The sequence below is a fragment of the Fusibacter sp. genome, assembly GCF_057447755.1.
This window is the reverse complement of record NZ_JBVBZF010000018.1, coordinates 1-24,836: the sequence shown is the minus strand read 5'-3', so window position 1 is coordinate 24,836 and position 24,836 is coordinate 1. Positions and strand designations below refer to the sequence as shown.

Sequence of the window (24,836 nt, the reverse complement as noted above, 5' to 3'; positions counted from 1 at the left end):
CTGCAAAAGGTATTGTTTATGCTGGTAAGGCAAGAGTATTATAAGATAATTTAATTTCTATATAACAATTAGAGCCTGCACATTGTGCAGGCTTTTTTTTATGTAATAAATACAGCCAATATCAATGCACGGCGGACAGTTCACCCTTCTTAAGTTTGATAATTATTTAATTAGCATCTTTTTGGTTCTTTTTTGAGAAAAACCCTCAAAAAAGTGTTAAAATATCTTAATATATACAAGGATAAGAGACAATAGAAACACAAGGAGGAAAAGATGGTTGGCGGTTGTAAATGCGGACAGATAGAGACTGCAGAAATTAAAAGGGATGTTGATATGGAAAAAGCTCAAGCGATTTTATCACAGTATGATCCTAATAGCTCAAACTTGATAAGTGTGCTACAAGAGCTGCAAGAGGTTTACAATTATCTACCGGAACAGATATTAAAGAGAATTTCGGAGGTAACTGGCATTAAAGAGGCGAAGATTTATGGCGTTGTGACTTTTTACTCACAATTTAGACTCAAACCGATTGGACAAAACTTAATTATGCTATGTCAGGGGACAGCATGTCATGTAAATGGCGCAAGTCGTATTGAGGATGCTGTTAAGGACTACCTTGGCATATCAGAGGGTGACATTACACCTGATGGACAATTTACCTATGTCAATGTGGCGTGTTTAGGCTGTTGTAGTCTTGCACCTGTGATGATGATCAATGATCAAACTTTTGGAAAGTTAACACCAGATAAGGTGGCATCCATACTAGAGACTATGAGACAGGAGGTAAAAGCTGTATGAAATTCGTAGTAGGCTCAGGCTCTTGTGGTATCGCAGCAGGTGCCAATAAAATATATGAAATGATTGATCGTGCAGTGAAGCTTGGCCAAATACAAGCATCAGTTGAAATTACAGGCTGTATCGGGACTTGTTATCTAGAGCCAATTGTCGATGTGTATGATAATGACCAAATGAAGCGATTTACAAATGTGGATAAGGACGGTCTAGAGGAGATTTTGAATCAGGCTAAAGCCAACACCCTATTTGAAAGTGGCGAGGAAGATGCATCACAGGCACAGTTAAAGCAGCAGCACCGTATCGTTCTCAGAAATTGTGGTGTAATCAACCCTGAAAAAATTGAGGATTACATTGAACAGGGCGGTTATGGGGCTATTCAAAAATGCTATAAGGAAATGACACCTGAAAAGGTGATTGAAGAGATTAAAATAGCAGGCCTTAGAGGCCGTGGTGGGGCTGGGTTCCCAACATGGTTTAAGTGGAATGCAGCGTTAAACTCACAAGGAAAACCCAAGTATCTTGTCTGTAATGCAGACGAGGGTGATCCGGGTGCTTTTATGGACCGAAGTGTCCTTGAGGGTGATCCCCACAGCTTGATAGAAGGCATGATGATCGCAGGTTATGCAATTGGCTCAACCAAGGGAATCGTCTATGTTCGTGCTGAATATCCTCTTGCTATAGTGAGATTGACCAAGGCCATCGCACAAGCGAAGGAGAGAAACATACTTGGGAAGAATATCTTTGGTATTAAGGGCTGTGACTTTGACATCAGCATCAAAGCAGGTGCAGGTGCTTTTGTATGTGGAGAAGAAACCGCGCTCATTGCTTCGCTTGAAGGCGAACGGGGTATGCCTAGACTTAAACCTCCGTTTCCCGCTCAAAAGGGCTACAATGACTTGCCTACAAATATTAACAACGTTGAGACCCTTGCTAATGTGCCTTGGATTTTAAGTCAAGGTGGCGACGCTTTTGCCGCCCTTGGTACTGAAAAGAGCAAGGGCACAAAGGTATTTGCCTTAACGGGAAAAATCAAAAATGGTGGCCTTGTGGAGGTGCCGATGGGCATGTCACTTAGAGAAGTCATCTACGACATCGGCGGTGGTATTGTTGGGGATAAAGCCTTTAAAGCCGTACAGCTTGGAGGTCCTTCTGGGGGCTGTGTACCAGCGTCATTACTGGACACACCTGTGGAGTATGAAGCGATTACCCAGACTGGTGCAATTGTTGGGTCCGGTGGTATGGTGGTCATGGATGAGACCACTTGTATGGTTTCCATGGCTAAGTTCTTTTTAAATTTCACCTGCAATGAATCCTGTGGCAAGTGTACTTATTGTAGAATTGGTACAAGACGAATGCTTGAAATCCTTGAACGCATCACAAAAGGTGAGGGCAAAATGTCTGACTTGGATTTACTAGAGGAACTTTCACTGAAAATAAAAGAGGGTGCCTTATGCGGATTGGGGCAAACCGCGCCAAATCCCGTATTGACCACTTTGAAATACTTTAGAGAAGAATTTGAAGCACATATCAATGGGCATTGTGATGCGCATGTATGCAAAGACCTAGTCACATATGAGATCCTAAGTGAAACATGTGTGGGCTGTACTTTATGTGCCAAGGTTTGTCCAACGACGGCTATTACAGGCACTGTAAAGAAAGCACATGTCATTGATCAATCGAAATGTATCAAGTGTGGCATGTGTATGGAAACTTGTCGATTTAAAGCTATTACTAGGTCATAAAATGGAGGCGTAATCATGGCACAGATTAGAGTTAATATAAATGGTATGGAAATCAACACCTATCACGGACATACGATATTGGACGTTGCCAAGAGCAATGGTATTACCATCCCAACACTTTGTAGCAATGAGCATCTAAAACATTACGGCTCTTGTGGCATGTGTGTGGTGGAAGTTGAGAATAATCCAAGGCTTGTAAGATCGTGTTCAACAGAAATTCAAGATGGCATGGTCATCAGAACGGATACAAAGCGCATCCTTGAATCTAGAAAAACAACCCTTGAGTTGATGTTATCGGATCATAAGGGAGACTGTAAGGCACCTTGTTATTTAGGCTGTCCTTCAAACGTAGACATTCAAGGTTATGTGGGACTTACTGCCAATAAGGAGTATCATGAAGCCCTTAAGCTCATCAAGGAAGATCTGCCGCTACCGGCAAGTATCGGGAGGGTTTGTCCCCATCCTTGTCAAACCGCATGTAGAAGGGGAATCGTGGACGACTCCATTTCAATTGCTTGGATCAAGAGATTTGTCGCGGATATGGACTTAAAAAGCAGTTCGCCATATCATCCAGAGGTGGAACCTTCAACGGGCAAACGCGTTGCGGTTATTGGTGGTGGTCCAGGAGGCCTTTCTGCAGCTTATTTCCTTAGAAGAGCAGGCCATGATGTGGCCGTATATGAAGCTATGCCTGAATTTGGAGGCATGTTAAAATATGGGATACCCCTTTACCGACTTCCTAAGGACGTCTTAGATTTAGAGGTTAAATTAATCGAAAAGCTTGGTGTTAAGCTCATTCCCAATACCAGGATAGGTAGAGATATCAAGCTAGACCACATCAGAAGTCAATTCGACGCCGTTTACCTTTCAATCGGTGCTTGGAAAAGTGCCTACTTGAACTGTAAAGGGATCGAAAATGATGGCATCATCGGTGGGATTGAGTTCTTAAACAAATTTGCACTCAACGATCCAATTAGGACAGGAAATAGAATCGCAGTCATTGGTGGTGGTAACACAGCAATGGATGCGGCAAGAACGGCAATTCGATTGGGGGCAAAAGAGGTCTATGCCATCTACAGAAGAACCAAAGCCGATATGCCTGCTGTCGATATTGAAATTGAAGAAGCTGAAGAAGAAGGCGTGGTCTTTAAATTCCTTACCAATCCTGTGGAGTTCATGGCAAACGAAGATGGCCGTGTTACCCATATTAGACTTCAAAAGATGAAACAAACTGAACCAGATGCCTCGGGCAGACGTGGTGTTGTCCCTACTGATGAAGAAGAAATTCTAGCCGTGGACTCCGTTATTATGTCCATAGGCCAGAAACTTGTGCCTGAGGGCTTTGAAGATATTAAGTTGAATGAAAAGGGCTATATTGACTTACTGGCCGGATCCTTTATGACGAATTTAGAGGGTGTATTTGCAGGTGGTGATGCGGTAACAGACGGACCGGATATTGCAATTCAAGCCATTGCAGATGGTAAAAATGCCACTAAGGAAATCAATAAGTTTCTTCGTGGTGAACTTCACGTCCATAAGCCACTTTATACCGTTCAAAAGAAATCCCTTACGAAATTGGATTTCCCTGATGTGATTTCTATACCGAGAATGCCTATGGAGCATGAGCAACCACAGCTTAGAATTCACAATTTTGAAGAGGTCGTTAGGGGCTTTAAGCCTGACCATGCCGTTGAAGAAGCCAATAGGTGTCTTGAATGTGGGTGTATGGATTCCTTTGAATGTCACTTGTTCGACTATGCAAACCACTATGATGTGAAGCCGGAACGCTTTGAGTGTCCGAGTGAAGCAAACCCGATTGACTACGCACATCCATATTTCCTCCATGATACCAATAAGTGTATTCTTTGTGGCATGTGTGTTAGAGTTTGTGATGAAGTTATGGATCATGGTGTCCTTGGTTTTGTCAACAGAGGCTTCAATACAGTGGTCGAACCTGCATTCTGCAAGACCTTCCCTGAAACGGATTGTATTTCATGTGGCCAATGTGTGAGTATTTGCCCGACCGGTGCCCTTCAGGAACGCACTATGACTCACAAGCAAGTGCCACTTAAGTCTGAGGTGACACACAGCATCTGTAATCAATGTGGCCTAGGGTGTTATGTAAAGCTGGAATCGAGAGGGTCATTACTTTTAAGATCGCTTCCAAAGAAGAAGAATGCCATTAACAATGGCTTATTATGTGAAAAGGGTAGATTTGAGCTTGTAAATGAGCAAAACCGACCAAGGTTAACGGAACCTATGATTCGAAAAAATGGTGAACTTGAAGCTGTGACATGGGATGAGGCACTCCTTTATATTGCACGACGTGCCCAAAGCTTGAACTTGAGATATGGTGAAAATGCGCTTGCAACAATGATTTCAGGGAAATACTTCAATGAAACTGTATTTTTAATGAAAAAGCTTTCAAATGAAACCTTTAAAACAAAAAATGTCTATGCCACAAAGGGCTATAAAAAAGGCTTGAAGGATGTACTTGGTTATGACGCTTCAACAAACCTTATCTCTGAACTTGGCTATACCGACTTAATCGTAACCATTGGCACGCGTATTATGGAAAAGCAACCTGTTCTTGGTGTGCATATTAAGAAAGCAACCAGTAAGGGTGTTGAACTGCTCGTCATCAATGATAACGAAACCAAGGCGGATAAGTGGGCTAAGAATGCATACTACAACGAAAACAGTTTGAACTTGCTTAAGGGCATCGCGAAGGCACTCATCGTCAAAAAAGGCGAGCCTAAATGCACCACTGGATTTGACGCGCTCAAGGAAAGTCTTGAATCGGTAACCGTATCTGCGGATGCACTTGCAATTGCAGAACGTCTTGCCACAGTGAAGAATGCCATGATGGTTTGTGATCGGGAACTATTAAGTGATGAAGCCATTATTTTAATCGCCCAAATCGCAATTTTATCAGGCCATATTGGCAGACCTAGAAATGGGATTATCCAGTTGAGGTCTGAAGGAAACGGACAAGGTCTTGTGGATTTAGGGATCAACATGAATACTCAAGAAGTCTATGATAAAATTTCTAATAAAGAAATTAGAGGTATGATTATCATGGGTGGTGAAGATCATGTGACACTCCCTCGAAAAATCGAATTTTTGGTGGTCCAGGGTGAGTATTCTAAAGAACTTGAGGACCAGGCAGACGTCTTATTGCCATCCCCAACGCATGTTGAGAGTGAAGGAACTGTCACAAGTCAGGATAGATGGATTCAGCATGCTAGAAGTGCAGTTAAGCCGCACTGTGAAATGACAAATGTGGAACAAATCAGACACATGATGATGGTTTTCAGCAATAAGGACCAAAAGATTGATGTTAGCAATCTACTTGAAAGTATTGGAAAATCAATTCCAGAGTACTTACATGCTCATGAAACTGAAAACGAAAACCGCTACTGGCCGATAGGCAAATCTCGTATACTCTATGTGGACAAGTATGCCACAGATAACGGCAAGGCAAAACTCCAGCCTGTTGAAGAGAATGTGATGTATCTTTAAGCAAGCGTGATAGTAGGACCTATAAAACTGACAGGCGCGAAACGGCTTTAATGGTCGATTTGCCACTGTCAGTTTTTTTACCTTGTAGCCTATAATAAATATCAATTTACATTACAAAATATGCTATAATTAAATTAAATTTAGTGTACAGAAATAATTATTTAGAAATGTAGTATTGCAAAAGTATAGGAGGCAAATCGTGCAAAAGAGGAAGCTTGGGAAAACTGGCCTTGAAGTGACAAGTATAGGCTTTGGTGGGATACCAATTCAGCGTGCAAATCAAGAAGATGCAAAGGCCATCATTGATCAAATGATTTTAGAAGGTATGAATTTTATTGATACTGCCAGGGGCTATACCGTCAGTGAACGTTATATAGGTGAGGCTTTAAAAGGCAAGAGAGATGCTTTTATATTGGCAACGAAGTCACCTGCAATAGATTATGAAACCATGAAAGCGGATATTGAAATGAGCCTTTCAGAGCTTCAGACGGACTATATTGACCTATACCAATGTCATTTGGTCAAGTCAAGAGCGCAATATGATAAGATTATGGGCGAAAATGGCGCTTACAAGGCTCTTTTGGAAGCTAAGGATTCGGGCAAAATCGGTCATATCGGCATCACTGCACACAATGCAGAAGTCCTAATGGACATCCTAGAGGAAATGCCTTTTGAGACCATTCAATTTCCATATAATCTTGTAGAGCGCCAAGGGGAAAAGCTCTTCAAGCGTGCAAAAGAGCTTGATTTGGGCGTTATTATAATGAAGCCGATGGCGGGTGGTGCTATAGAAAACGGCACTTTGAGCCTTCGTTTTATATTGGAAAATCCTAATATTTCAGTTGTGATTCCAGGAATGGAAAATGTAGAACTCGTTAAGAAAAATGCCTATGTTGGCAATCACTTTACGCCGCTTAATGAACAAGAAAAAAAAGAAGTTGAAGCCTTTAGTGCAGAGATGGGCAGTCAGTTTTGCAGAAGATGTGGTTATTGTTTACCCTGTGTACAAGGGATTGACATACCGACTCAGTTTATCCTTGAAGGTTATCTGACAAGATACGGCCTTGAATCATGGGCCAAAGAGCGATATGCAGGACAAGCAATCAATGCAGACGCTTGTATCAAATGTGGTATTTGTGAACCGAAATGCCCATACAATTTGCCGATTCCTGAGATGCTTGAGCGCGTCCATTCCAATTTCACAAAATAGAGTTTTCATTCTGAGAAGCGACTAGACTTGCTTCTCTTTTTTCTTTTTGAAGATATAATCCCAAGCAAATAATTAAAAGGCCGAGGACTCTTTTAGCTTCAAAGGTTCCCATGATCTGATAGTCTAGAAAAAGGCCCATGGTCATCTGTCCCATAAAGGGCAAGATCACGATATAAAAGGCTTTAATTTTAGTCGTAAAATAATTAAAGAGTAAAATATTGGCACACCCGATGAGACCACCCATATAATATTGCTTTGGAATGGTGGTCATGAGCTTAAAACCATCTAGGTTTGAAAACAGTATAAGACAAATAAAGGCCGTAGCCGTGGCAGATAGATAGTTATAGAAGGATGCCTTCAATGTTCCAAGCATAAGTGCGTTTTGACCGTTTAAGATAGGCGCAACGACAACCAAGCCACCTAAAAAAAGTGCAAATCCATAAAAAATAAACATTTAGAGAGCCTCCTTTCTCGAATTTATTAGAGCAATAGGGCAACGCCAACAAACATGATTGCAATTCCAATTAATTGTTTGTAGGATATTTTTACTTTTTCTTTGCCCATTAGGCCTAGGCCATCGACGAACAAAGAAGTAATCACTTGGCCGAGTAAGCTGATGCCAACCATTAGTGTGACCCCAAGCTGGACCACTGTGGCATTGCTGAGTAAAATGGTAATCGCCCCTAAAAATCCTGGGATGAGCAGCCAGATGACCCTTTGCTTTTTTTGATCTCTTTGTTTGCGATTTAAAGGGGTTAAGAGTAAAAGGGAAAAGCATATGAGCCCAATGGCGTTGAAAACAAAACTGCTAAAATAGGCTGAGGTGCTATTTGAGAGCAGCCCGTTGAAAGACACCATGAGTGCTAGGAGTAATCCCGTTAAATATGCAGTAGAATAAGACATGATAACCACCTTTCAATAGTTCTTTATAAGTCTATTATAGTTTGACTGAGCATGATACAATATGACATATGTCATGATTTTCTTTTGATATTTTATGAGGTGATGAAATATGAAAATAATTAAGCATCCCAAACGCGTAACTGAATTTATAGAAAAAATGGCTGTTCACGACATACTAGAACCAGAAATTTTAAAAAGTCTTGAGCTTTGTGAATATGAAAAGGATGAAATTGTCCTTGAGTCAGGTGAAGATCTTGAGTATTATTATTTCTTTTTAGAGGGAAAGCTAAAGGTATTTCAACAACAGCAAAATGGTCGAAACCTCCTAATTCAGTTTTATACCAAGTTTGATACATTGGGCGATGTTGAGCTGATCGAAAGCTTAAAAGTAACCTGTACGGTATCAGCAGTGGTCACATCCTATTTGTTCAGGGTTGAGGCCTCCATGATGAAACGATATGTAGAAAACAATATTCCTTACTTAAAATACATCATAAGTGGCCTTAGCAAAAAGATGCGATACGCCAATGAAAATGATGCCTATAATTTATTGAATCCGGTCAAAAATAGGTTGGCAAGTTATATCATGTGGCACTTATCAGATGGTTCAGAGCATGTGATTTTGTCAGAGACCCTTGTGGAAATTTCAGAGTTTATCGGTACGACTTATAGGCAACTTCACCGTGCCTTTATTCAGTTAGAAGAAGAGGGTATCATTAAAAGAGTGGGCAAGGGGATTACAATTTTAGATGTGGCTGCACTTGAAAATCTGGCTGGGCAAATCTATCATATGTTATAAAAAACAGTTATAATTAGTAAAATAAGATAGAGCATTGATTTTAGTAACTCATAACCGAAAGGAGCATGTATGTATAGTCAATTTATCATGATTGCGCCATATTCTGGCCTTGTAAGTCTGTTTGAAAATGTAATCGGTAATATGGGGATTGAGATAGAAGTATGTGAAGGTGAACTGAAAGCAGGATTGCAAAAAGCTGTTGAAGCTCAGAAAAATGGTAAGGCGGTTGTAATTAGTCGTGGTGGAACTGCAACGCTGATTAAGGCTCATTTGGACATTCCAGTTGTTGAAATTCAGGTGACAGGCTACGATCTCCTGAGAACGATCTATAAATATAAAGGCCAGAATTTGAAAATTGCAGTTATTGGTTATCAGAACATCATCAATGGTGTTTCAGAAATCGCTAAAATATTGGACATGGATATCGTTCAAGTGCCAATAGAAAATGAATCGGAAATATATCAAGCACTTGAAAATGCTAAACAGCAACATGTGGAGGTCGTAATTGGGGATTCCTTGGCTTCAAGGCATGCAAAAAATGTGGGATTGGCATATGACTTAATAGAATCGGGTGAAGAAGCCATTTACGACGCGATTCAAAATGCAGTAAGCGTCTATGAGGCAACATCCATTGAAAAAGCTAAAAACCTCAGACTTGAAGGGATTTTATCAATTTCTCAAGAGGGTATTATTGCCATTGATAAAGAAGAATACGTCATCTTATACAATTCTGCGGCTGAAAGAATATTTGAAATGCCAAAATCAAAAGTTCTTGGGAAAAAAGTTACAGAGGTAATTCCAAATACAAGGTTATTGGATGTATTGCGGTCAGGTGAAAAAGAGATTAATAACATTTTATCTGTAAATAAGCATAAGATTATAGCCAATAGAGTTCCGATTCAAGTCAATGGTAAGACTTTAGGCGTAGTGGCTAATTTTCAAGATGTGACTAAAATCGAAGAACTCGAAAACCTTTACAGAAAAACTGTAATTTCTAAAGGTATGCATGCTAAACATAGATTTGAAGAAATTAATTCAAAAAATGAGACGATGAAAAATGTCATTCGCTTAGCCAAGAAATATTCTCAAAGTGATTCAACCGTTCTCATTTATGGTGAAAGTGGTACTGGAAAAGAGTGGTTCGCACAGTCCATCCACAATGCAAGCTCAAGGTCCAACATGCCCTTTGTTGCAATAAACTGTGCCGCATTACCTGGTGCGATACTTGAGAGTGAACTCTTTGGCTATGAAGAAGGTGCCTTTACAGGTGCAAAAAAAGGTGGAAAAAAGGGTCTGTTTGAACTTGCCCATCAAGGCTCTATATTTCTTGATGAAATAAGTGAAATGGATATACAGATACAAGCTCGAATACTCAGAGTGATTCAAGAAAAAGAAGTTATGAGACTTGGGGATGATAAGATTATTCCTATAAATGTCAGGATTATTGCTGCAACCAATCAACCTCTAAATGAAGCTGTTGAAAAAGGTATTTTTAGAGAGGATTTGTATTATCGGTTAAATGTTTTAAAAATCGACATTCCACCTCTTAGAGAACGACTTGAGGATATTAACGATCTGTGTGATTATTTTGTAATGCGGCATAATAGGAAAAATCAGAAAAATGTTGACCTACTGCCTGAAAAATTTATAGAAGTCTTTAAAGAACATAATTGGCCGGGTAATATTCGAGAGTTTGAAAATGTTATCGAAAAGTTAATGGTTGCTTCAGAAAATGGCAAAGTGGACTTTGTCGATTTTGAACTGATCATGAATACCATACAAGCTTCTAGGATGAAGAAAAAACCTGAGAATAGCTGGTTTGAAACGCTTTTGGACGAAGATTTAGAAACGATAGAATATCATATTATAAAGAGAATTCTAGAGCTTGAAGGTTTTAATAAGACAGCTGCTGCTAAAAGGTTAAACATCAATAGGGTGACGTTGAATAATAAGTTGAAACATCATATGATGAAAGCAGAAATAGAATAATAGTGATGAAAAATTGGTTAATATTAATATTAGAAACAGTGATGTGTTTAAAATATAACCACATAGCGATTAATTATTAATCGTAATGTGATTAAATATTAATCAGTTGTTGAATGAGAATGCCTAGAAATAGGCATTTTTTTTTGGCATTCATTTTGCATATATATAAAGTACAATCGATTGTAATCATTTTGAACTAGGAGGTTTTAGTGAAACGCACAGTTTTGGCAAATGAAAAAGATAATGTTGTAACAGCCATTAATGAAATTGAAAAAGGGGCTGAGTTTGAGTTTCATTTAAATGAAGCTAAGGGATTAGGTAGAGCAAATGAAGTAATTCAGTTTTGCCACAAGATCGCAATAGAAGATATAAAAATGGGAAATGCAATTATTAAATATGGCGAAATTATTGGAAATGCCAGCAAAGACATTTATAAAGGTGATTGGGTACACGTGCATAATCTTGAGAGTAATAGGGGTAGAGGCGATAAAGAAAAAGGTGGTGGCAGTCTATGAAAATAAATGGCTATATTCGTGAAAATGGCACATTTGGGATACGAAATCATCTTGCAATTCTGGCAACCTCAGTTTGCTCAAGTGAAACCGCTGTTCGTATTTCTAATCTAGTACCTGGCAGTATTGCTTTACCACATCAGCATGGTTGCTGTCACGTGGGAGATGATTATAGACAAGTTCTTAGAACCTTAATAGGATTAGGAAAAAATCCTAATGTTGGCGCTGTACTTGTTGTCGGACTTGGTTGTGAAGGGATCAAGCCTCAAGAAGTTGCTGAAGCGATATCTGAAACAGGCAAGGCAGTTGAAACAATTATCATTCAAGAATGGCAAGGCACACTTGGCGCAATTCAACAGGGTGTCAGAATCGCCAAGGACATGATTCAAGATTTATCTCAAATGAATAAGTCTGAAAGAGACGTTTCTGAGTTAATACTAGCGCTTGAATGTGGTGGCTCTGACCCAACTTCAGGTATTGCTGCAAATCCAGCAGTTGGTGTCGCATCAGATAAATTAATTTCTCATGGTGGAAGATCAATCTTATCAGAGACAACAGAGTTAATCGGTGCTGAGCACTTACTCGCTAAAAGAGCTATAAATGAAGAAGTTGCAAATAAACTCTTTAAAATTGTTAAGCAAACTGAGGACAGAGCAATTGGTATGGGAGAAGATTTAAGGGGAAGCCAGCCAACACCTGGGAATATCCAAGGTGGCTTAACAACTATTGAAGAAAAGTCATTAGGTTGTATTTACAAGGCTGGAAAGGCAGATATTCAGGATGTTTTAGACTATGCTGATCCAGTTGGTGAAGAAAAAGGCCTTTATGTGATGGATACACCTGGCCAAGATATAGATTCTATTACAGGTATGCTCGCTGGTGGTGCACAAATCGTAGTCTTTACCACTGGAAGGGGTACGCCAACGGGTTCTCCAATTGCACCAGTTATCAAAATTACAGGTAATAGTACAACCTACAAAAATATGATAGACAATATCGATATTAATGCAGGAAAAATTATCAGTGAAGGTGTAAGTATTAATGATATTGGTGATGAAATATTTGAAGAAATCGTTAAAGTTTCGAATGGTAAATTGACAAAAGCTGAAGCGTTAGGACACAAGGAGTTTGGGATATTTAGAGTTGGATATACTTTTTAGGGGGATAATATGAAGATTAAAGATAGTATTGAAAAAATACCTGGCGGTATGATGGTTATACCTTTAATAATTGGTGCGTTTATGAACACATTTTTTCCGGGTGCTCTTGCAATTGGAGGATTTACAACTGCTTTAGCAAAAGGAGCTGGGGCACTTATCGGTATGTTTTTAGTTTGTATGGGGGCAGGCATTAGCTTTAAGGCAGCTCCGAAGTCAGTAAAAAAAGGTACAGCAATTACGATTTCAAAGTTTGTTGTCGGCGTGGCGATAGGATTAATAGTTGCAAAGGTATTTGGAGACAAGGGGCTATTTGGGCTTTCATCTTTAGCAATTATTTCAGCAATGACTAACAGTAATGGGGGATTATTTGCTGCTTTAACAGGTGAATTTGGCGATGAAACGGATATTGGCGCAATCGCAATCATTTCAATTAATGACGGACCATTTTTAACGATGATCGCGCTTGGTACAGCTGGTATTGCTACAATTCCACTTTCTGCCCTCATCGGCGTTATTATTCCTATCATCCTTGGTATGATTTTAGGTAATCTCGATCCAAAAATGAAGGATTTTCTTCTCAAAGCAGGTCCAGTTCTAATTCCTTTCTTTGCATTTGCACTGGGTACAGGCATTAACTTTAGTATGTTAATCAAGGCAGGTCTACCAGGTATACTCTTAGGTCTAATGACAACTTTTGTTGGTGGCTTTTTCAATATTATGGCAGACAAAGCGACAGGGGGATCTGGTGTAGCAGGTGCTGCAGTTTCAAGTACTGCAGGTAATGCGGTTGCAACACCAGCAGCAGTTGCCTTGGCGGATCCTTCTTTGGCAGCATTATCTGCAATTGCGACACCGCAAGTTGCAGCTTCTGTAATCACAACAGCTCTATTAACACCTGTTTTGACAACTTATATGTCTAACAGAAAGAAAGCGATGAAGGTTCAAAGCAACGTTGCAGAATAGTTGAAATCGATTATGAATTAGGTATAAGTAAAAAGACCCAGTATGATGTTGGCCATCATACTGGGTCTTGCTTATGGTTCCAAGTTTATAAATGCCGGGTCTGGCAAGGGTTTTGATAAGTCATAGCCATAAAAATCACTTGGTGAGTCGCCGTTGATGGTAAGATAAACCTCATTGACACCTTCAAGGCTGTTAAAAGACTTTGATATACTTAAAAGCATCTGTTTGATATAGGCCTCATGACCACTAAAAGCATTGCTAAAGCTACTGTCTACGCCAAGTGTCAACCTCCCAGCTTCAAAGCTCACTGCTTTAAGTTCGGTTCCAGTAGGAATACTCCCACTAATATAAGGACTGGTCTTTTCGAGTGATATACTTAAATGTGGGGCTGAAAGTGTTGACCAAAGTACTTTAGCATTTGACAAAACATCAGTTGATAAGACTTCATTGTTTTGATTTACGAGCTCAATTGAAATTGGAGCCAATAGCATGTAATCTGAATCCTTGCTATAATTAAGATATGCAAGATTATCTGTTCTTGGCACAAATGACTGCTTTAAATCCACACCGCCGTAAGATTTAGGCTTATTGCTGTCTATATAGAAGTTGGTTTGATCGATAAAATCAAGTGACGTTAAGGTATAGGTGATGGCATCTACAGCAGGTTTAAAGTTATTTTCAAAAGGATTATACTCTGGCCAAAATACATAGACAGAAGCATCACCGGATTTAACAGAAAGCTTAGAAGCATATGGCCAAATTGCGTCGCCTACCGGTAAACCAAGTCCAGCAATTGGTCCCTTATCAAGCTCCTTAAGTGTTGTTCTTGACCGATTTTCAGGATAATTTACAAGTCGAGATATTGGAACCAAAAGTTCATAACCATCTGTTGGGTAATAAAGACGCATTGCGAGTTTACCAACAGGCGCTTCATTGATTGCATCAAGTGCCATCTTATCAAATTTTTCGTTAGAGATGGTCATGGTTAAGGCTTCCTTAAATGGGCTATCATTTGTGCCCTTTATTTCAACACGATAATGATTGGCTTTTAGAACATCTGTGATTGATTTTAATGAAAATGAAATTTGATCAGTATTTTGGTCAGAACTTACAAGTCTTGGTGATAGGTCATTCAAATTAGTGGTACTGATTAACTGTTCCCCATCATAAACACTGACTTCAATTTGTGAATAAAGTGCCTCTGAAAAAGCGTGTGGTGTGGTCACTATTGAAAATTCAATCTCATCTGGTGTATAATCAATTGAACTGAAATTACCTTCCAGTGCAAAAGTGGTCTCAACAGGAACGACCTCTGTCGGTTTTTCGATGACAGGTTGAAATATGTTAATTGTTAGGATATCCTTGCTGAGTGGCATGGCAGTAACTAACAAAAATAAAATCACGATAAAGAGCATATTGGAGAGAAACCGGAACATATAATCCTCCTAAATTTATTTAAATGATATTATACATTATTATTATATGATAATTTGCGGATAAAAACTATTATAAAATAAGGAAAAAATGAAAGGACGTTAAAATGTCTAAAAAAAATGCTAAAAATGTAGGCTCTGAAAAGTTGTTTAATAAAGGCGATCAAATTGAACTTCGCATTGAAGACATGACTGAAGATGGCGATGGCATCGGAAAAATTGACGGTTTTACGATATTTGTCCACAATGCCCTTCCAGGAGATCATCTGGTAACTAGTCTCATCAAGGTTAAAAAGAGCTACGCAATTGGCATCATCCACCAAATGCATGAAAAATCCCCCATGCGTGTCAAACCGCCATGCCCATATGCGTCAAAATGCGGTGGCTGTCAGTTACAGGATTTAAGCTATGAGGGTCAGATTGCGTATAAGGAAAACCATATTAAGAGTTCACTTGTGCGAATTGGAAAGCTCGAAGATCGTGAAATCAAGTGGGATGGGTTTAAGGCCATGTCAGAACCCCTCTATTATAGAAACAAGGGCATTTACCAGCTCGCCATGGGTAAGAATGGTCAAATTGAAATGGGCTTTTACAGAAAGCGTAGCCATGACCTCGTGGATGTTGAACACTGTCTATTACAATCTAAGGTTGCCAATACACTAATGACAAAGGTTCGTGAAGCACTTAAGCTCAGTGGTCTAAGTTTTTATGACGAGTTCACTAAAAAGGGTGCACTAAGACGCGTTATGATTAGAACCACCACGCCCCATAAAGGTGAAGGTGTGGAAGCCATGCTTGTCATCGTAACAGCAGAGGTGTCTTCAAAGCTCATGCGTTTTGTTAAAGAACTAGAACTTTTAGATGGTAGAATTCAATCAGTCTATTTGAATATTAATAACGATGCTGGTAATACCAACATGTCAGACCAATATGACCATATTTCGGGAAAAGCCTATTTGACAGACTATATTGGAGACGTGGCTTTCAAGATTTCACCTCAGTCTTTTTTCCAAGTCAATACGGTGCAAACAGAAGTCCTTTATGACGAGGTGGTTAGCAATGTTGAGTCCATTTTAAATTCAATGGATGAAGCAAAAAGATCTAAAATTACCGTGATGGACTTATATTGTGGGATTGGTTCAATCGGTGCATATGTATCGAGTAAGATTCCATCAATCGAGAAGATCATAGGTGTTGAGGTTGTGGAAGGTGCTATAGAGGATGCCAAGGCAAATGCTGTTTTGAATGGCCTTAAGAATACGGAATACACTGTGGGACTTGCAGAAGAGGTCATTGCAGAGCTTGCTGAAAACCATGAACTACCGGACATCGTCATACTGGATCCACCAAGAAAAGGCTGTGATGGACAGCTTATCGAAACCCTAATCACTATGAAGGTACCACATATCGTCTATGTTTCCTGTAAGGCGAGTACACTTGCACGTGATCTTGAGCTTTTAGTAGCAGGTGGCTATGAAGTGAAGCGTACCACAGGGGTGGATATGTTTCCGATGAGTACACATGTGGAGACGGTTTGTCTGTTGACAAGATAATTAATGTATAAACTCCTAAGAATGGCATATTTGTGGAGACTCAATAAGTTAGACTTTTTAGCGAAGTAGTTTTACTGCTTCGCTATATTTATATTGCTAAGTAAGAAAGCCTGTGTTCAAAGGAACTCATCTAAACTAACTTTTCTTTGATTCTCTTTGGATATAAATTAATATTATAACATTTAATTTTTCATAACTGTTATAAACTACACTATAATCTATCTCTTGTTTCATGATTACAAAGATATTTTTCATTGAGGAGTAGTTATAAAAAATCCTTTTCTAGATTGGTGTTGAAAACATTGTTTTTCTTCAAATTAAAGTTGAAAGGTTTCATTTGATAGCTCCAACCCTGATCTATAGTATTCTAAATTCGACATAGTCATTGGACAATGTGACCATATCATTAGTGTTAGTTCTTTTAAGAGACTTTACATATGCAATCATAGTGAGCTCAGCGTTGATAAATTTGATGTTAATTATATTGACAATACTTCTTTCGTTCAAATTAAGGATTGTGTACTTATAATTTTTTCCTTTGCTAACAGAAGGGTATGTGGTAACGCATTATGAGACATGTGTTTTTGGGTAAAAGAAAATAAGTTACACGTACAGGTTATAAGTTTGTTTAATTTGAATTATTGATGCTTTATTTAGTAAATAATAAAGATGCTATATGAAATTTGCGTTTGCTAGGAGGGACAAGTCCTTTAAATATGAAACATCTTAATTGTAACTGTCATCAATCTACTATATAATTAAGTCAATGTACATTGGCATTATTATGTGTATTTAAAATTAATATTGCAAAGTTGGAAAAATTTATTTTATCAGGAGGCTGTTCGTGTTAGTACGAATTAAATATGAAAGAACTGTGAATGATTTTGCTCCATTCGGAAGCAGCGGTGGCTGTTTGGAGCTTTTAAGATTAACCGCTAAATAAAAGGTTCAATAGTCATTGTCTCGCTTTCTTTATATTGATATTTTATAAATTATCATTAAGGAGAATGACAATGAACTTTGATAAGGATATTATTAAACTTAGAAATTTTGTTTTGTTTTGGTTAGGGCAGTCTATATCATCATTAGGAAGTTCGATGACTAGCTTCGCCATTACAATATGGGCATTTGAAAAAACAGGGAGTGCGCTTACACTTTCCATATCTGGAATGTTGATTATGGCACCTAAAATGGTGTTAGGCGTCTTTGTTGCTCCATTAATTGACAGAATGAACAAAAAGGTCATCATACTTGTTTCTGACATAGGAGCCGGGTTATGTACGTTAGCATTATTTTTACTATTAAAAGCTGATTCACTTGAAATATGGCATATATACAGTTTAAACTTTATTAGTAGTATTTTGGCGAGTTTTCAATATCCTGCTAATGATGTCGCTGTTAGCTTGATTGTACCAAAAAAATATTATATTAAAGCAAGTGGAATGCAATCTTTTTCAAGTGGGACAATACAGATATTATCCCCAATTCTCGCTGCATTATTGTTGGGGTTTTATGGTATGAGTGTCGTTATAATATTCGATTTTGCTACGCTAGTTTTTGCTAGTTTAACACTTGCATTCTTGGTTAAAATCCCTTTTGTTCGAAAAACAGAAGTGCAAAAATTTAGTATGAGGCACCATCTATTGGAGATGAGGAGCGCTTTTTCTACTATATGGGATTCAATTCTACTTAGGAAACTTTTATTGTTTATGGCTTTAGTTAACCTGTTAGCTGGATTGACTTATTTTAATATACTTTCTCCCATGATTTTGGCTCGATCGGGTTATAATGCAAAAGTATTAGGCTTTGTAAATGGAGCTATTGGGCTTGGTGGCATTATAGGCGGAGTTTTAATTATCTTTATGCCAACTGTAAAAAGTAAGGTAAAGACAATGTTTTTATATGCAGGACTATCGTTTTGTCTTGGTGATATTCTATTTGCTTTTGGTAATTCAATGTGGATATGGGGTATTGCAGGCTTTCTCTCTAGTGTTTTTATACCGCCATTGATTGCGAACGAAAGTTATTTCTGGCGCACTATAATTCCAATTGAAATTCAGGGACGAGCATTTTCTTTCAAGTATGCGATGAAATCTGGAATGATTCCAGTAGGTATGATTATCGGAGGTATTTTAGCAGATTACGTTTTTGAACCCTATATGGCGAGTGAATCAAATCATTTGTCATTCATGCTTAATAGTGGTAAGGGCATGGGTATGGCTTTGATGTTTTTGATGACAGGGATTTTGGGTACAACTCTTAGCATGAGGGGATTCTTTAATCCCTCGTTATTGAAGGCTGAACAAGAAATAGAAAATGTCTCATATAAAAAAGCAGCATAAAAATATTCTGAATAAAATTTACATTATAATATTCAAATTATAAGAAACTAAAGGCAACCTTAATTGGTTGCCTTTGTAATTTCAATGTTGCTATCCTATATAAACGTTCCATATGTAATAGAATAGCATTAATGTTTTCTGGGATGACTGATTTCGTTGAAAATTGCCTGATGCGCTTTTGAAATGGCTAAGCGTATAAGTCAGCTGATACTTTGATTGCAGATGAGGGACAATCTCTTCTAGTGGAGAAGTATTTATTTTATAAGGTTTATTTTTAACAGGTGGACTAAGTCACGGCATATAGAGATGGATTGCTTGCTTTAGAGACAAATTGAAAACTAAATCATTTTCAAATAAAAGAAATCCAATTGAAATTACAAATGGATTTCTTTTTCTCTGTAAGACATGATAATGATTGATTTTACTAAATAAGAAATAATAAAAAATTATTTATGAGATTCACTTAACTTGCGATTTCACTATCCCAATATTCAGTTTTCAACTCGATTTCGCTAGATTTAAATCTTCCTGTACCATTATTTGAAACATAGTTTTGGGTTGCTTTTTCAACGTACTTAAATCCAATCAGAATAACAGGTACGTTAATTACTACGAGAAGAATATTGGTAAAGTCTGAAATGTACCAAAGATTCCCTAATTCTAAGCCAGCTAATACTGTGAGTGCACCAAATGGGACGAAGAAAAATGCACCAGTCATTCGAATGATTAATGCCAATTTATGAGATTTTGATATTCTGGATGCAGCAATCTCAGAAAATGCAATTAGGCCTAGTAAAGTTGTGAAAGCAAATAAGCCGTATGATAATGATAAGATCATTTGTACAATATTATCAAGTGATTGTCCTGGCACTAATTCGGAAACAGAGGTAAGGTAAACATCAATTTTTGAAGCTCGAATTGCCTCGAATGCTTCAGGGTTGACATTCCAGTATTGCGCCATAATAATAATGAACCCCGTCATAGTACAAATTATCATTGTATCTAGAAATACACCAAGTGATTGTGTCAAACCTTGTTCACATGGATGTTCATTATCTGCTATTGAAGCAGCCATAGTAATCGTACCTTGACCAGCTTCATTGGACATTAGTCCTCTTCTAACACCTTGATAAATAGCTGTTCCGATTGCACCACCAAATAAAGCTTTAGGAGAAAAAGCACCTGTAAATACAGCACTAAAGAAAAATGGTAATTTATCAACATTGACAAGAATCATCAATAATACAGTAATGCTATAAATAACAGCCATGATAGGTACCATAAAATCTGTTACTTTTGTGACGCGTTTCATTCCCCCAATAATAATGGATCCAACAGATACAACAAGTATAATTGCAATGGCATAATAAACTACAGATGTTCTATCAAAACTCGTTCCAGTAGCTAAACCAGCAAATGCACCCAATGATGTGAAAAGATGAAATGTTTGTCCAGGAACATTAAACATAAATGCCAAAATAAAAATTGTAGAAATTAATGTTCCAATCCATCTTTTTCCACCAAGAAGAACTCTTCCATAATAAGGGAGGCCACCAACGAATTCATCACCATTTTTTTCTTTGAAAATTTGGCCAAGCGTTGATTCCACATAAGCTGTTGCCATACCAAAAAAAGCCATGACCCACATCCAAAATAATGCACCTGGACCACCAACAGTAATTGCACCTGTAACACCCATAATGTTTCCTGGACCAACACGCATTGCTGAACTAAGCATAAAAGCTGTTAAAGGACTAGTTCCAACATCAGTAGTTTTCTTTCTCATTAAAACTTTAAGCCCTTTTTTAAACATTGTGACCTGAATGAATCTCAATTTTACTGAAAAATAGATACCAGCTCCAATGAGTAAAAGCAATGCAAGCGAGAACCTACCAAGTAATGGAATTGAAGAATACCAAGAGAAATTTGTCGGAAAATCCCACAAGAAGTCTGAAATAGGTACTATAAATTCAAAAAATGCGTTAATTGCATCAAAAATTGCTTTCATAATTAACCCCCTTATTTAGTGTATTAACCCCAGTCACTATCGTTGAAGTGCCACCATTCATTTTTATAAATTGTAAAACCAGCATGTATCATTGCCTTCTGTAATACTTTAAGTCGAGCTAAAACCTCTGATGGTATCTGATCTGTATAAGCATTAGCTTTTTCAGAAAAATCATCAAATTTACTAGGCATTTCAAGTTCATTTCCTTCTAAGTCGGCGAGTGTCACATCGACTGCAACACCAAAATTGTGTTTTGATCCCCGCTCTGGTGGTGCAACAAATCTTTCATCAGAAACTATATCCCAGAGTTTTTTTTGAATTTCAATTGGCCTATAGGCATCCCATATAATCAACCTGTAGTTTTGTTTTTTGAGTATGTTTGATGCAATTAGGAGCTTTTGTGCGGTTTTTACATGAAGTAAATCATATGGTTTATCATATAGAACTTCCTTTAGAAAATTATCATTTGTCAAATACTTCAATTGAATAATTGCATCAGGTATCAGATCATGAATTTTTATCAATTGGTTAATCATTATCCCTCCTTCCATATTATAAGTTAGCATGCTATAAATATAATTGTCGCAATTTTTATGCCAAAAAAATAAAAGTGATAAATCTTGGTAAAATCAAGAAAAATCACTTGAGTTGCTTAATATATATAAATAATTGTTCTGAAAACAGAAAATAGTGTCAAAATTCCGAACGTTGACTAAGCATTATATATTAATTTAAAATGTTTGAAAATTGCATACTTAGAAGTGAAACATCTCTCATAATATTTTGTGCTTTTTTAACATTAACATTATTTGAACACATACACAGAATAAACTCATTTTTTGAATATACAATACCGGCATCGTGTAGTATACCTTCGTCCTCTCCAAGCTGATGTGCGATCATTACCATTTCTGAAAAGTGATAAGGAATAATGTAGGCGCGTTGTTGCAACTTAAGAATATCTAATACCTTTTGACTTACTGTATTTGAAATGATTTTCCCAGTGTATAACCGATCTAAAAAATTGCCTAATTCAGTAATAGACACAATATTTTCGATGCCATTTTTTATTGCAGCTTGATCAAAAAACTTTCTTCTCACTCTTGTTTCAAATAGTCCAAGGCTATCTAAAGTTTTGTTAATTGCTTCAAAACCAATAATATCAGTAAGGATATTAAAAGCTGAATTATCACCTACAGAAATCATTAGCTTACAAAGATCTTCTATGGTCAATTCAATACCATCATGTAAATTCATTAAAGCACCAATTGATGGCATTTTGTCTTCTGGTTTTAACTTGTATGTTTGATTAGATAATAGTTCTCCAAACTCGATTTGTCGTTGAACCTCTAATAGCAAAAAAAGTTTAGACAAACCAGCTGCTATAAATAGATCATTATTTCCTAAAGTAACTGTATTTCCACTTTTTAAATCTTTATAGTAAATACCAATTTTTCCTTCGAGATGTCTAATTCGATCTTCAATTTGCTTTTCAATCATTTTCTTCCTCCAAATTATATCGTTTCATCTTTTCAAAAAGTGTTGTACGTCCTATTCCTAATAATTCAGCGACTTTTGATTTGCTCCAGTTATTTGCATTTAGATGATCAAGAATGATTTGTCTTTCGAACTGATCGACAATATCTTTTAGTGATTTAGACAAAGGTAGGTTAAATGAATTAATATTGAGATGTTCGGGTTGAATCACATGATCATCACACATTATAGCAGCATGCTCAAGAACATTCTCGAGCTCTCTTAAATTACCTGGCCATGAATGAGAAACGAGTATTTCAAAAGCAGCATTAGATAAAAATAGTGGCTGAATTTCTAAACGGTCGCATATTGAGCTTAACATTTTGAGTGACATTCTTTTCATTTCTAATAATCGTTCTCTCAAAGGTGGTATTTGAATCGGAACGACATTGAGTCTGTAAAATAGGTCTATTCTGAAGCTACCTTCTGTAACCATTTTTTTTAAGTCTCGATTAGTTGCAGCAATAATACGAACATTAACGTTTACTTTTTTTGTTCCTCCAACTCTAAAAAATGTCTGGGTTTGAAGTACTTCCAAGAGTCTACTCTGAGCGTTTAATGATAGTTCACCTACTTCGTCCAAGAATAGTATTCCATGATCAGCCATTTCAAAATAACCAATTTTTCCACCACGTCGCGCACCTGTGAAAGCCCCTTCTTCATAGCCAAATAGTTCACTTTCTATAAGATTTTCAGGAATTGCTGCACAATTAACTTCAATAAAGGGGCGATTTTTTCTGTTGCTTAGGTGATGAAGTTCACGTGCCAAAACTGATTTTCCAGTACCACTTTCGCCTAAAAGTAAAATTGTAGCATTTTTTTTAGCGATTTTTTCAAATTTTTGACTAAACTTGATATAGAAATCCCAATCACCTGCAAAGAGAGTGTTGTTATTACTTTTAATCAATTCAATTTGGTTTAGTCTTTGTGTGAGAATATCTATTTCTTGACAATTTTCGATATATGAGATTATAAAATATTCGGTTTTTCCCATATCGTACTTCAGACAATCAACTGAAAAATACTCATTTTGGAAAAAAATTGCGCCACGATTATTTTTAATTGCGTCAACAAGTGTAGACTGAAGCACAGAATCATACTTAAATGTAGTGCTATCATTTGATACGATACTGCCTGTTAAAATTGTCTTATCCAAAGTATTTGTATATCTACCGTGGCCTAAATAAACAGGAACGTTATTATTAAAGACACATAGAAAGTTATTATATGATTTGAATTCAAAATAGTAAGTTGAGTTAGAAAGCGATATTTCCAGATTATCTATTGTATGATTGATCTTTATTAAGTTGCCATCAAAAATCGTCTCAAAGGATTGGAATGCTTCAAAAGACGTTACAAGAGGCATAAAATCATAATTCTCATAATAGCCAATTACTAAGAGTGGAAATGTATTTAAAGAAATGTCCAATCCTAGAACTTCCATATCGGAATTTTCTATAAAGAAAATCATAAGGTCATTTTTTGTGAGGATATATTTTGGTATGCCATATTGGGACCAATATGGTGTTTTAAGAAATTTAAAAATATTGAAGCCGATACTAATTAGATTGCCAAAATCATCAATAATGATTGAGTTTCCAGAGACCATAATCCCTCCACATCTTCTTTTAGACATTTTAACACGAACACAGTTTATCATCTAGTTGTAAAATTATATAATATTCTGTTTCTATTTGTATATTGAAATAACAATAGAAATTTAATCGTATTAAAAGTTTTGAACAAGATTATATTAATTTGACAAAAAACTTCTCCTGTGGTATAAAATATTTATCGAAGTTAATATATTTACTCAGGTAAACATTATTCTAAAAGGAGAGATCAGTATGAAAAGTAAAATAGATGCGATGTTAGAGAGAATTACCTGGAAACACTGGCTTGTGTTCTTGCTTTTCTCACAAATGGTATATGCTATTATGTTGATTTATACAATCCCCAATGTTCAAAATGAAGCAGGGGGAATGAAAATATTTGATTTGCAGCTTTTAGGATATTCATTTGATTATGCTCAAGAATTCTTTTCGTTGCTAACGGAAAGAGGCTATACATTATATAAATGCGTTCAATTGCCGATAGATATTTTATATCCCTTTCTAAACTTTCTTGTTGGGATATCATCACTGGCACTCTTAAAAAGAGGCCTTGAAAAGTTAACTGGAGAAAGCGATCCATTAAAATTCACATGGGCAACATATTTTATGTTAATGTTAACATTCTTTTCTATGATTTTTGACTACCTTGAGAATATTATGGTCTTCACCATGTTGAGTCGAAGAGGACTAGTATCAAGTGGATTCGTAAAGGTAAGCAGTCTCTTTACAATTGCCAAAAGCCTTTCTACAACTTTT

General features: G+C 37.1%; 19 protein-coding genes. 12 read left to right on the top strand and 7 right to left on the bottom strand.

What is annotated here, in order from left to right; genetic code table 11:
• The first annotated feature begins 273 nt into the window (after window positions 1–273).
• The 4 genes from nuoE (at window position 274) to AC220I_RS05770 (ending at window position 7,269) form a co-directional block, all read left to right on the top strand.
• Window positions 274–798 carry an NADH-quinone oxidoreductase subunit NuoE gene (gene nuoE, locus AC220I_RS05785; RefSeq protein WP_486722877.1) on the top strand — a complete coding sequence of 175 codons (525 nt, stop codon included), beginning with the start codon at window positions 274–276 and terminating at the stop codon, window positions 796–798.
• On the top strand, window positions 795–2,537 hold the full coding sequence (locus AC220I_RS05780; RefSeq protein ID WP_486722876.1) for an NADH-ubiquinone oxidoreductase-F iron-sulfur binding region domain-containing protein: 1,743 nt from the start codon (window positions 795–797) through the stop codon (window positions 2,535–2,537). Before nuoE ends, AC220I_RS05780 begins: the two co-directional genes overlap by 4 nt.
• Before the next feature lie 15 nt (window positions 2,538–2,552).
• Window positions 2,553–6,059 carry a molybdopterin-dependent oxidoreductase gene (locus AC220I_RS05775; RefSeq protein WP_486722875.1) on the top strand — a complete coding sequence of 1,169 codons (3,507 nt, stop codon included), beginning with the start codon at window positions 2,553–2,555 and terminating at the stop codon, window positions 6,057–6,059.
• A gap of 199 nt (window positions 6,060–6,258) precedes the next feature.
• A complete protein-coding gene (locus AC220I_RS05770; RefSeq protein WP_486722874.1) occupies window positions 6,259–7,269 on the top strand; it encodes an aldo/keto reductase in 1,011 nt (336 codons plus the stop codon).
• Here AC220I_RS05770 and AC220I_RS05765 read toward each other — a convergent pair.
• Together AC220I_RS05765 and AC220I_RS05760 are read right to left on the bottom strand one after the other, a co-directional pair.
• Window positions 7,259–7,723 carry a DMT family transporter gene (locus tag AC220I_RS05765; RefSeq protein ID WP_486722873.1) on the bottom strand — a complete coding sequence of 155 codons (465 nt, stop codon included), beginning with the start codon at window positions 7,721–7,723 and terminating at the stop codon, window positions 7,259–7,261. The two genes, AC220I_RS05770 and AC220I_RS05765, sit on opposite strands and share 11 nt — an antisense overlap.
• Before the next feature lie 26 nt (window positions 7,724–7,749).
• Window positions 7,750–8,172 carry a DMT family transporter gene (locus AC220I_RS05760; protein ID WP_486722872.1) on the bottom strand — a complete coding sequence of 141 codons (423 nt, stop codon included), beginning with the start codon at window positions 8,170–8,172 and terminating at the stop codon, window positions 7,750–7,752.
• 109 nt (window positions 8,173–8,281) lie between these two features.
• Between AC220I_RS05760 and AC220I_RS05755 the strand changes: the two genes are divergently transcribed.
• From AC220I_RS05755 to AC220I_RS05735, 5 genes are all read left to right on the top strand, one after another.
• Window positions 8,282–8,971 carry a Crp/Fnr family transcriptional regulator gene (locus AC220I_RS05755; RefSeq protein ID WP_486722871.1) on the top strand — a complete coding sequence of 230 codons (690 nt, stop codon included), beginning with the start codon at window positions 8,282–8,284 and terminating at the stop codon, window positions 8,969–8,971.
• Window positions 8,972–9,040: 69 nt separating this feature from the next.
• Complete coding sequence (locus tag AC220I_RS05750) at window positions 9,041–10,960, top strand: sigma 54-interacting transcriptional regulator (protein ID WP_486722870.1); 1,920 nt, start codon at window positions 9,041–9,043, stop codon at window positions 10,958–10,960.
• Between the two features lie 209 nt (window positions 10,961–11,169).
• Window positions 11,170–11,475, top strand: coding sequence for a UxaA family hydrolase (locus AC220I_RS05745; RefSeq protein ID WP_486722869.1), 306 nt, complete (start codon window positions 11,170–11,172; stop codon window positions 11,473–11,475).
• Window positions 11,472–12,632, top strand: a complete 1,161-nt coding sequence (locus AC220I_RS05740; protein ID WP_486722868.1) for a UxaA family hydrolase — start codon at window positions 11,472–11,474, stop codon at window positions 12,630–12,632. Before AC220I_RS05745 ends, AC220I_RS05740 begins: the two co-directional genes overlap by 4 nt.
• Before the next feature lie 9 nt (window positions 12,633–12,641).
• Complete coding sequence (locus AC220I_RS05735; RefSeq protein WP_486722867.1) at window positions 12,642–13,595, top strand: 2-keto-3-deoxygluconate permease; 954 nt, start codon at window positions 12,642–12,644, stop codon at window positions 13,593–13,595.
• A 71-nt stretch (window positions 13,596–13,666) separates the two neighbouring features.
• Here AC220I_RS05735 and AC220I_RS05730 read toward each other — a convergent pair whose 3' ends face one another.
• Window positions 13,667–15,031, bottom strand: a complete 1,365-nt coding sequence (locus AC220I_RS05730) for a GerMN domain-containing protein (RefSeq protein WP_486722866.1) — start codon at window positions 15,029–15,031, stop codon at window positions 13,667–13,669.
• Between the two features lie 104 nt (window positions 15,032–15,135).
• Between AC220I_RS05730 and rlmD the strand changes: the two genes are divergently transcribed.
• Both rlmD and AC220I_RS05720 read left to right on the top strand, forming a co-directional pair.
• The gene (gene rlmD / locus AC220I_RS05725; protein ID WP_486722865.1) at window positions 15,136–16,581 is read left to right on the top strand and encodes a 23S rRNA (uracil(1939)-C(5))-methyltransferase RlmD; all 1,446 of its coding nucleotides are present in this window, start codon (window positions 15,136–15,138) and stop codon (window positions 16,579–16,581) included.
• A 1,013-nt stretch (window positions 16,582–17,594) separates the two neighbouring features.
• A complete protein-coding gene (locus AC220I_RS05720) occupies window positions 17,595–18,923 on the top strand; it encodes an MFS transporter (protein ID WP_486722864.1) in 1,329 nt (442 codons plus the stop codon).
• 463 nt (window positions 18,924–19,386) lie between these two features.
• Here the strand turns inward: AC220I_RS05720 and AC220I_RS05715 are convergent, their stop codons facing one another.
• From AC220I_RS05715 to AC220I_RS05700, 4 genes are all read right to left on the bottom strand, one after another.
• Window positions 19,387–20,931, bottom strand: coding sequence for an alanine/glycine:cation symporter family protein (locus AC220I_RS05715; protein WP_486722863.1), 1,545 nt, complete (start codon window positions 20,929–20,931; stop codon window positions 19,387–19,389).
• 23 nt (window positions 20,932–20,954) lie between these two features.
• Window positions 20,955–21,467 carry a M15 family metallopeptidase gene (locus tag AC220I_RS05710; protein ID WP_486722862.1) on the bottom strand — a complete coding sequence of 171 codons (513 nt, stop codon included), beginning with the start codon at window positions 21,465–21,467 and terminating at the stop codon, window positions 20,955–20,957.
• Between the two features lie 190 nt (window positions 21,468–21,657).
• Complete coding sequence (locus AC220I_RS05705; protein WP_486722861.1) at window positions 21,658–22,431, bottom strand: serine hydrolase; 774 nt, start codon at window positions 22,429–22,431, stop codon at window positions 21,658–21,660.
• A complete protein-coding gene (locus tag AC220I_RS05700) occupies window positions 22,424–24,103 on the bottom strand; it encodes a sigma-54 interaction domain-containing protein (RefSeq protein WP_486722860.1) in 1,680 nt (559 codons plus the stop codon). The genes AC220I_RS05705 and AC220I_RS05700 overlap by 8 nt, the downstream gene beginning before the upstream one ends.
• A gap of 211 nt (window positions 24,104–24,314) precedes the next feature.
• Here AC220I_RS05700 and AC220I_RS05695 point away from each other — a divergent pair.
• The coding region (locus tag AC220I_RS05695; RefSeq protein WP_486722859.1) for a hypothetical protein at window positions 24,315–24,836 on the top strand (522 nt) is incomplete at its 3' end.

Excerpts from the sequence above, each read along its gene's own strand:
- nuoE (WP_486722877.1), top strand. The coding sequence starts at position 274 with ATGGTTGGCGGTTGTAAATGCGGACAGATAGAGACTGCAGAAATTAAA.
- AC220I_RS05780 (WP_486722876.1), top strand. The coding sequence starts at position 795 with ATGAAATTCGTAGTAGGCTCAGGCTCTTGTGGTATCGCAGCAGGTGCC.
- AC220I_RS05775 (WP_486722875.1), top strand. The coding sequence starts at position 2,553 with ATGGCACAGATTAGAGTTAATATAAATGGTATGGAAATCAACACCTAT.
- AC220I_RS05765 (WP_486722873.1), bottom strand. The coding sequence starts at position 7,723 with ATGTTTATTTTTTATGGATTTGCACTTTTTTTAGGTGGCTTGGTTGTC.
- AC220I_RS05760 (WP_486722872.1), bottom strand. The coding sequence starts at position 8,172 with ATGTCTTATTCTACTGCATATTTAACGGGATTACTCCTAGCACTCATG.
- AC220I_RS05755 (WP_486722871.1), top strand. The coding sequence starts at position 8,282 with ATGAAAATAATTAAGCATCCCAAACGCGTAACTGAATTTATAGAAAAA.
- AC220I_RS05750 (WP_486722870.1), top strand. The coding sequence starts at position 9,041 with ATGTATAGTCAATTTATCATGATTGCGCCATATTCTGGCCTTGTAAGT.
- AC220I_RS05740 (WP_486722868.1), top strand. The coding sequence starts at position 11,472 with ATGAAAATAAATGGCTATATTCGTGAAAATGGCACATTTGGGATACGA.
- AC220I_RS05735 (WP_486722867.1), top strand. The coding sequence starts at position 12,642 with ATGAAGATTAAAGATAGTATTGAAAAAATACCTGGCGGTATGATGGTT.
- AC220I_RS05730 (WP_486722866.1), bottom strand. The coding sequence starts at position 15,031 with ATGTTCCGGTTTCTCTCCAATATGCTCTTTATCGTGATTTTATTTTTG.
- rlmD (WP_486722865.1), top strand. The coding sequence starts at position 15,136 with ATGTCTAAAAAAAATGCTAAAAATGTAGGCTCTGAAAAGTTGTTTAAT.
- AC220I_RS05720 (WP_486722864.1), top strand. The coding sequence starts at position 17,595 with ATGAACTTTGATAAGGATATTATTAAACTTAGAAATTTTGTTTTGTTT.
- AC220I_RS05715 (WP_486722863.1), bottom strand. The coding sequence starts at position 20,931 with ATGAAAGCAATTTTTGATGCAATTAACGCATTTTTTGAATTTATAGTA.
- AC220I_RS05710 (WP_486722862.1), bottom strand. The coding sequence starts at position 21,467 with ATGATTAACCAATTGATAAAAATTCATGATCTGATACCTGATGCAATT.
- AC220I_RS05705 (WP_486722861.1), bottom strand. The coding sequence starts at position 22,431 with ATGATTGAAAAGCAAATTGAAGATCGAATTAGACATCTCGAAGGAAAA.
- AC220I_RS05700 (WP_486722860.1), bottom strand. The coding sequence starts at position 24,103 with ATGTCTAAAAGAAGATGTGGAGGGATTATGGTCTCTGGAAACTCAATC.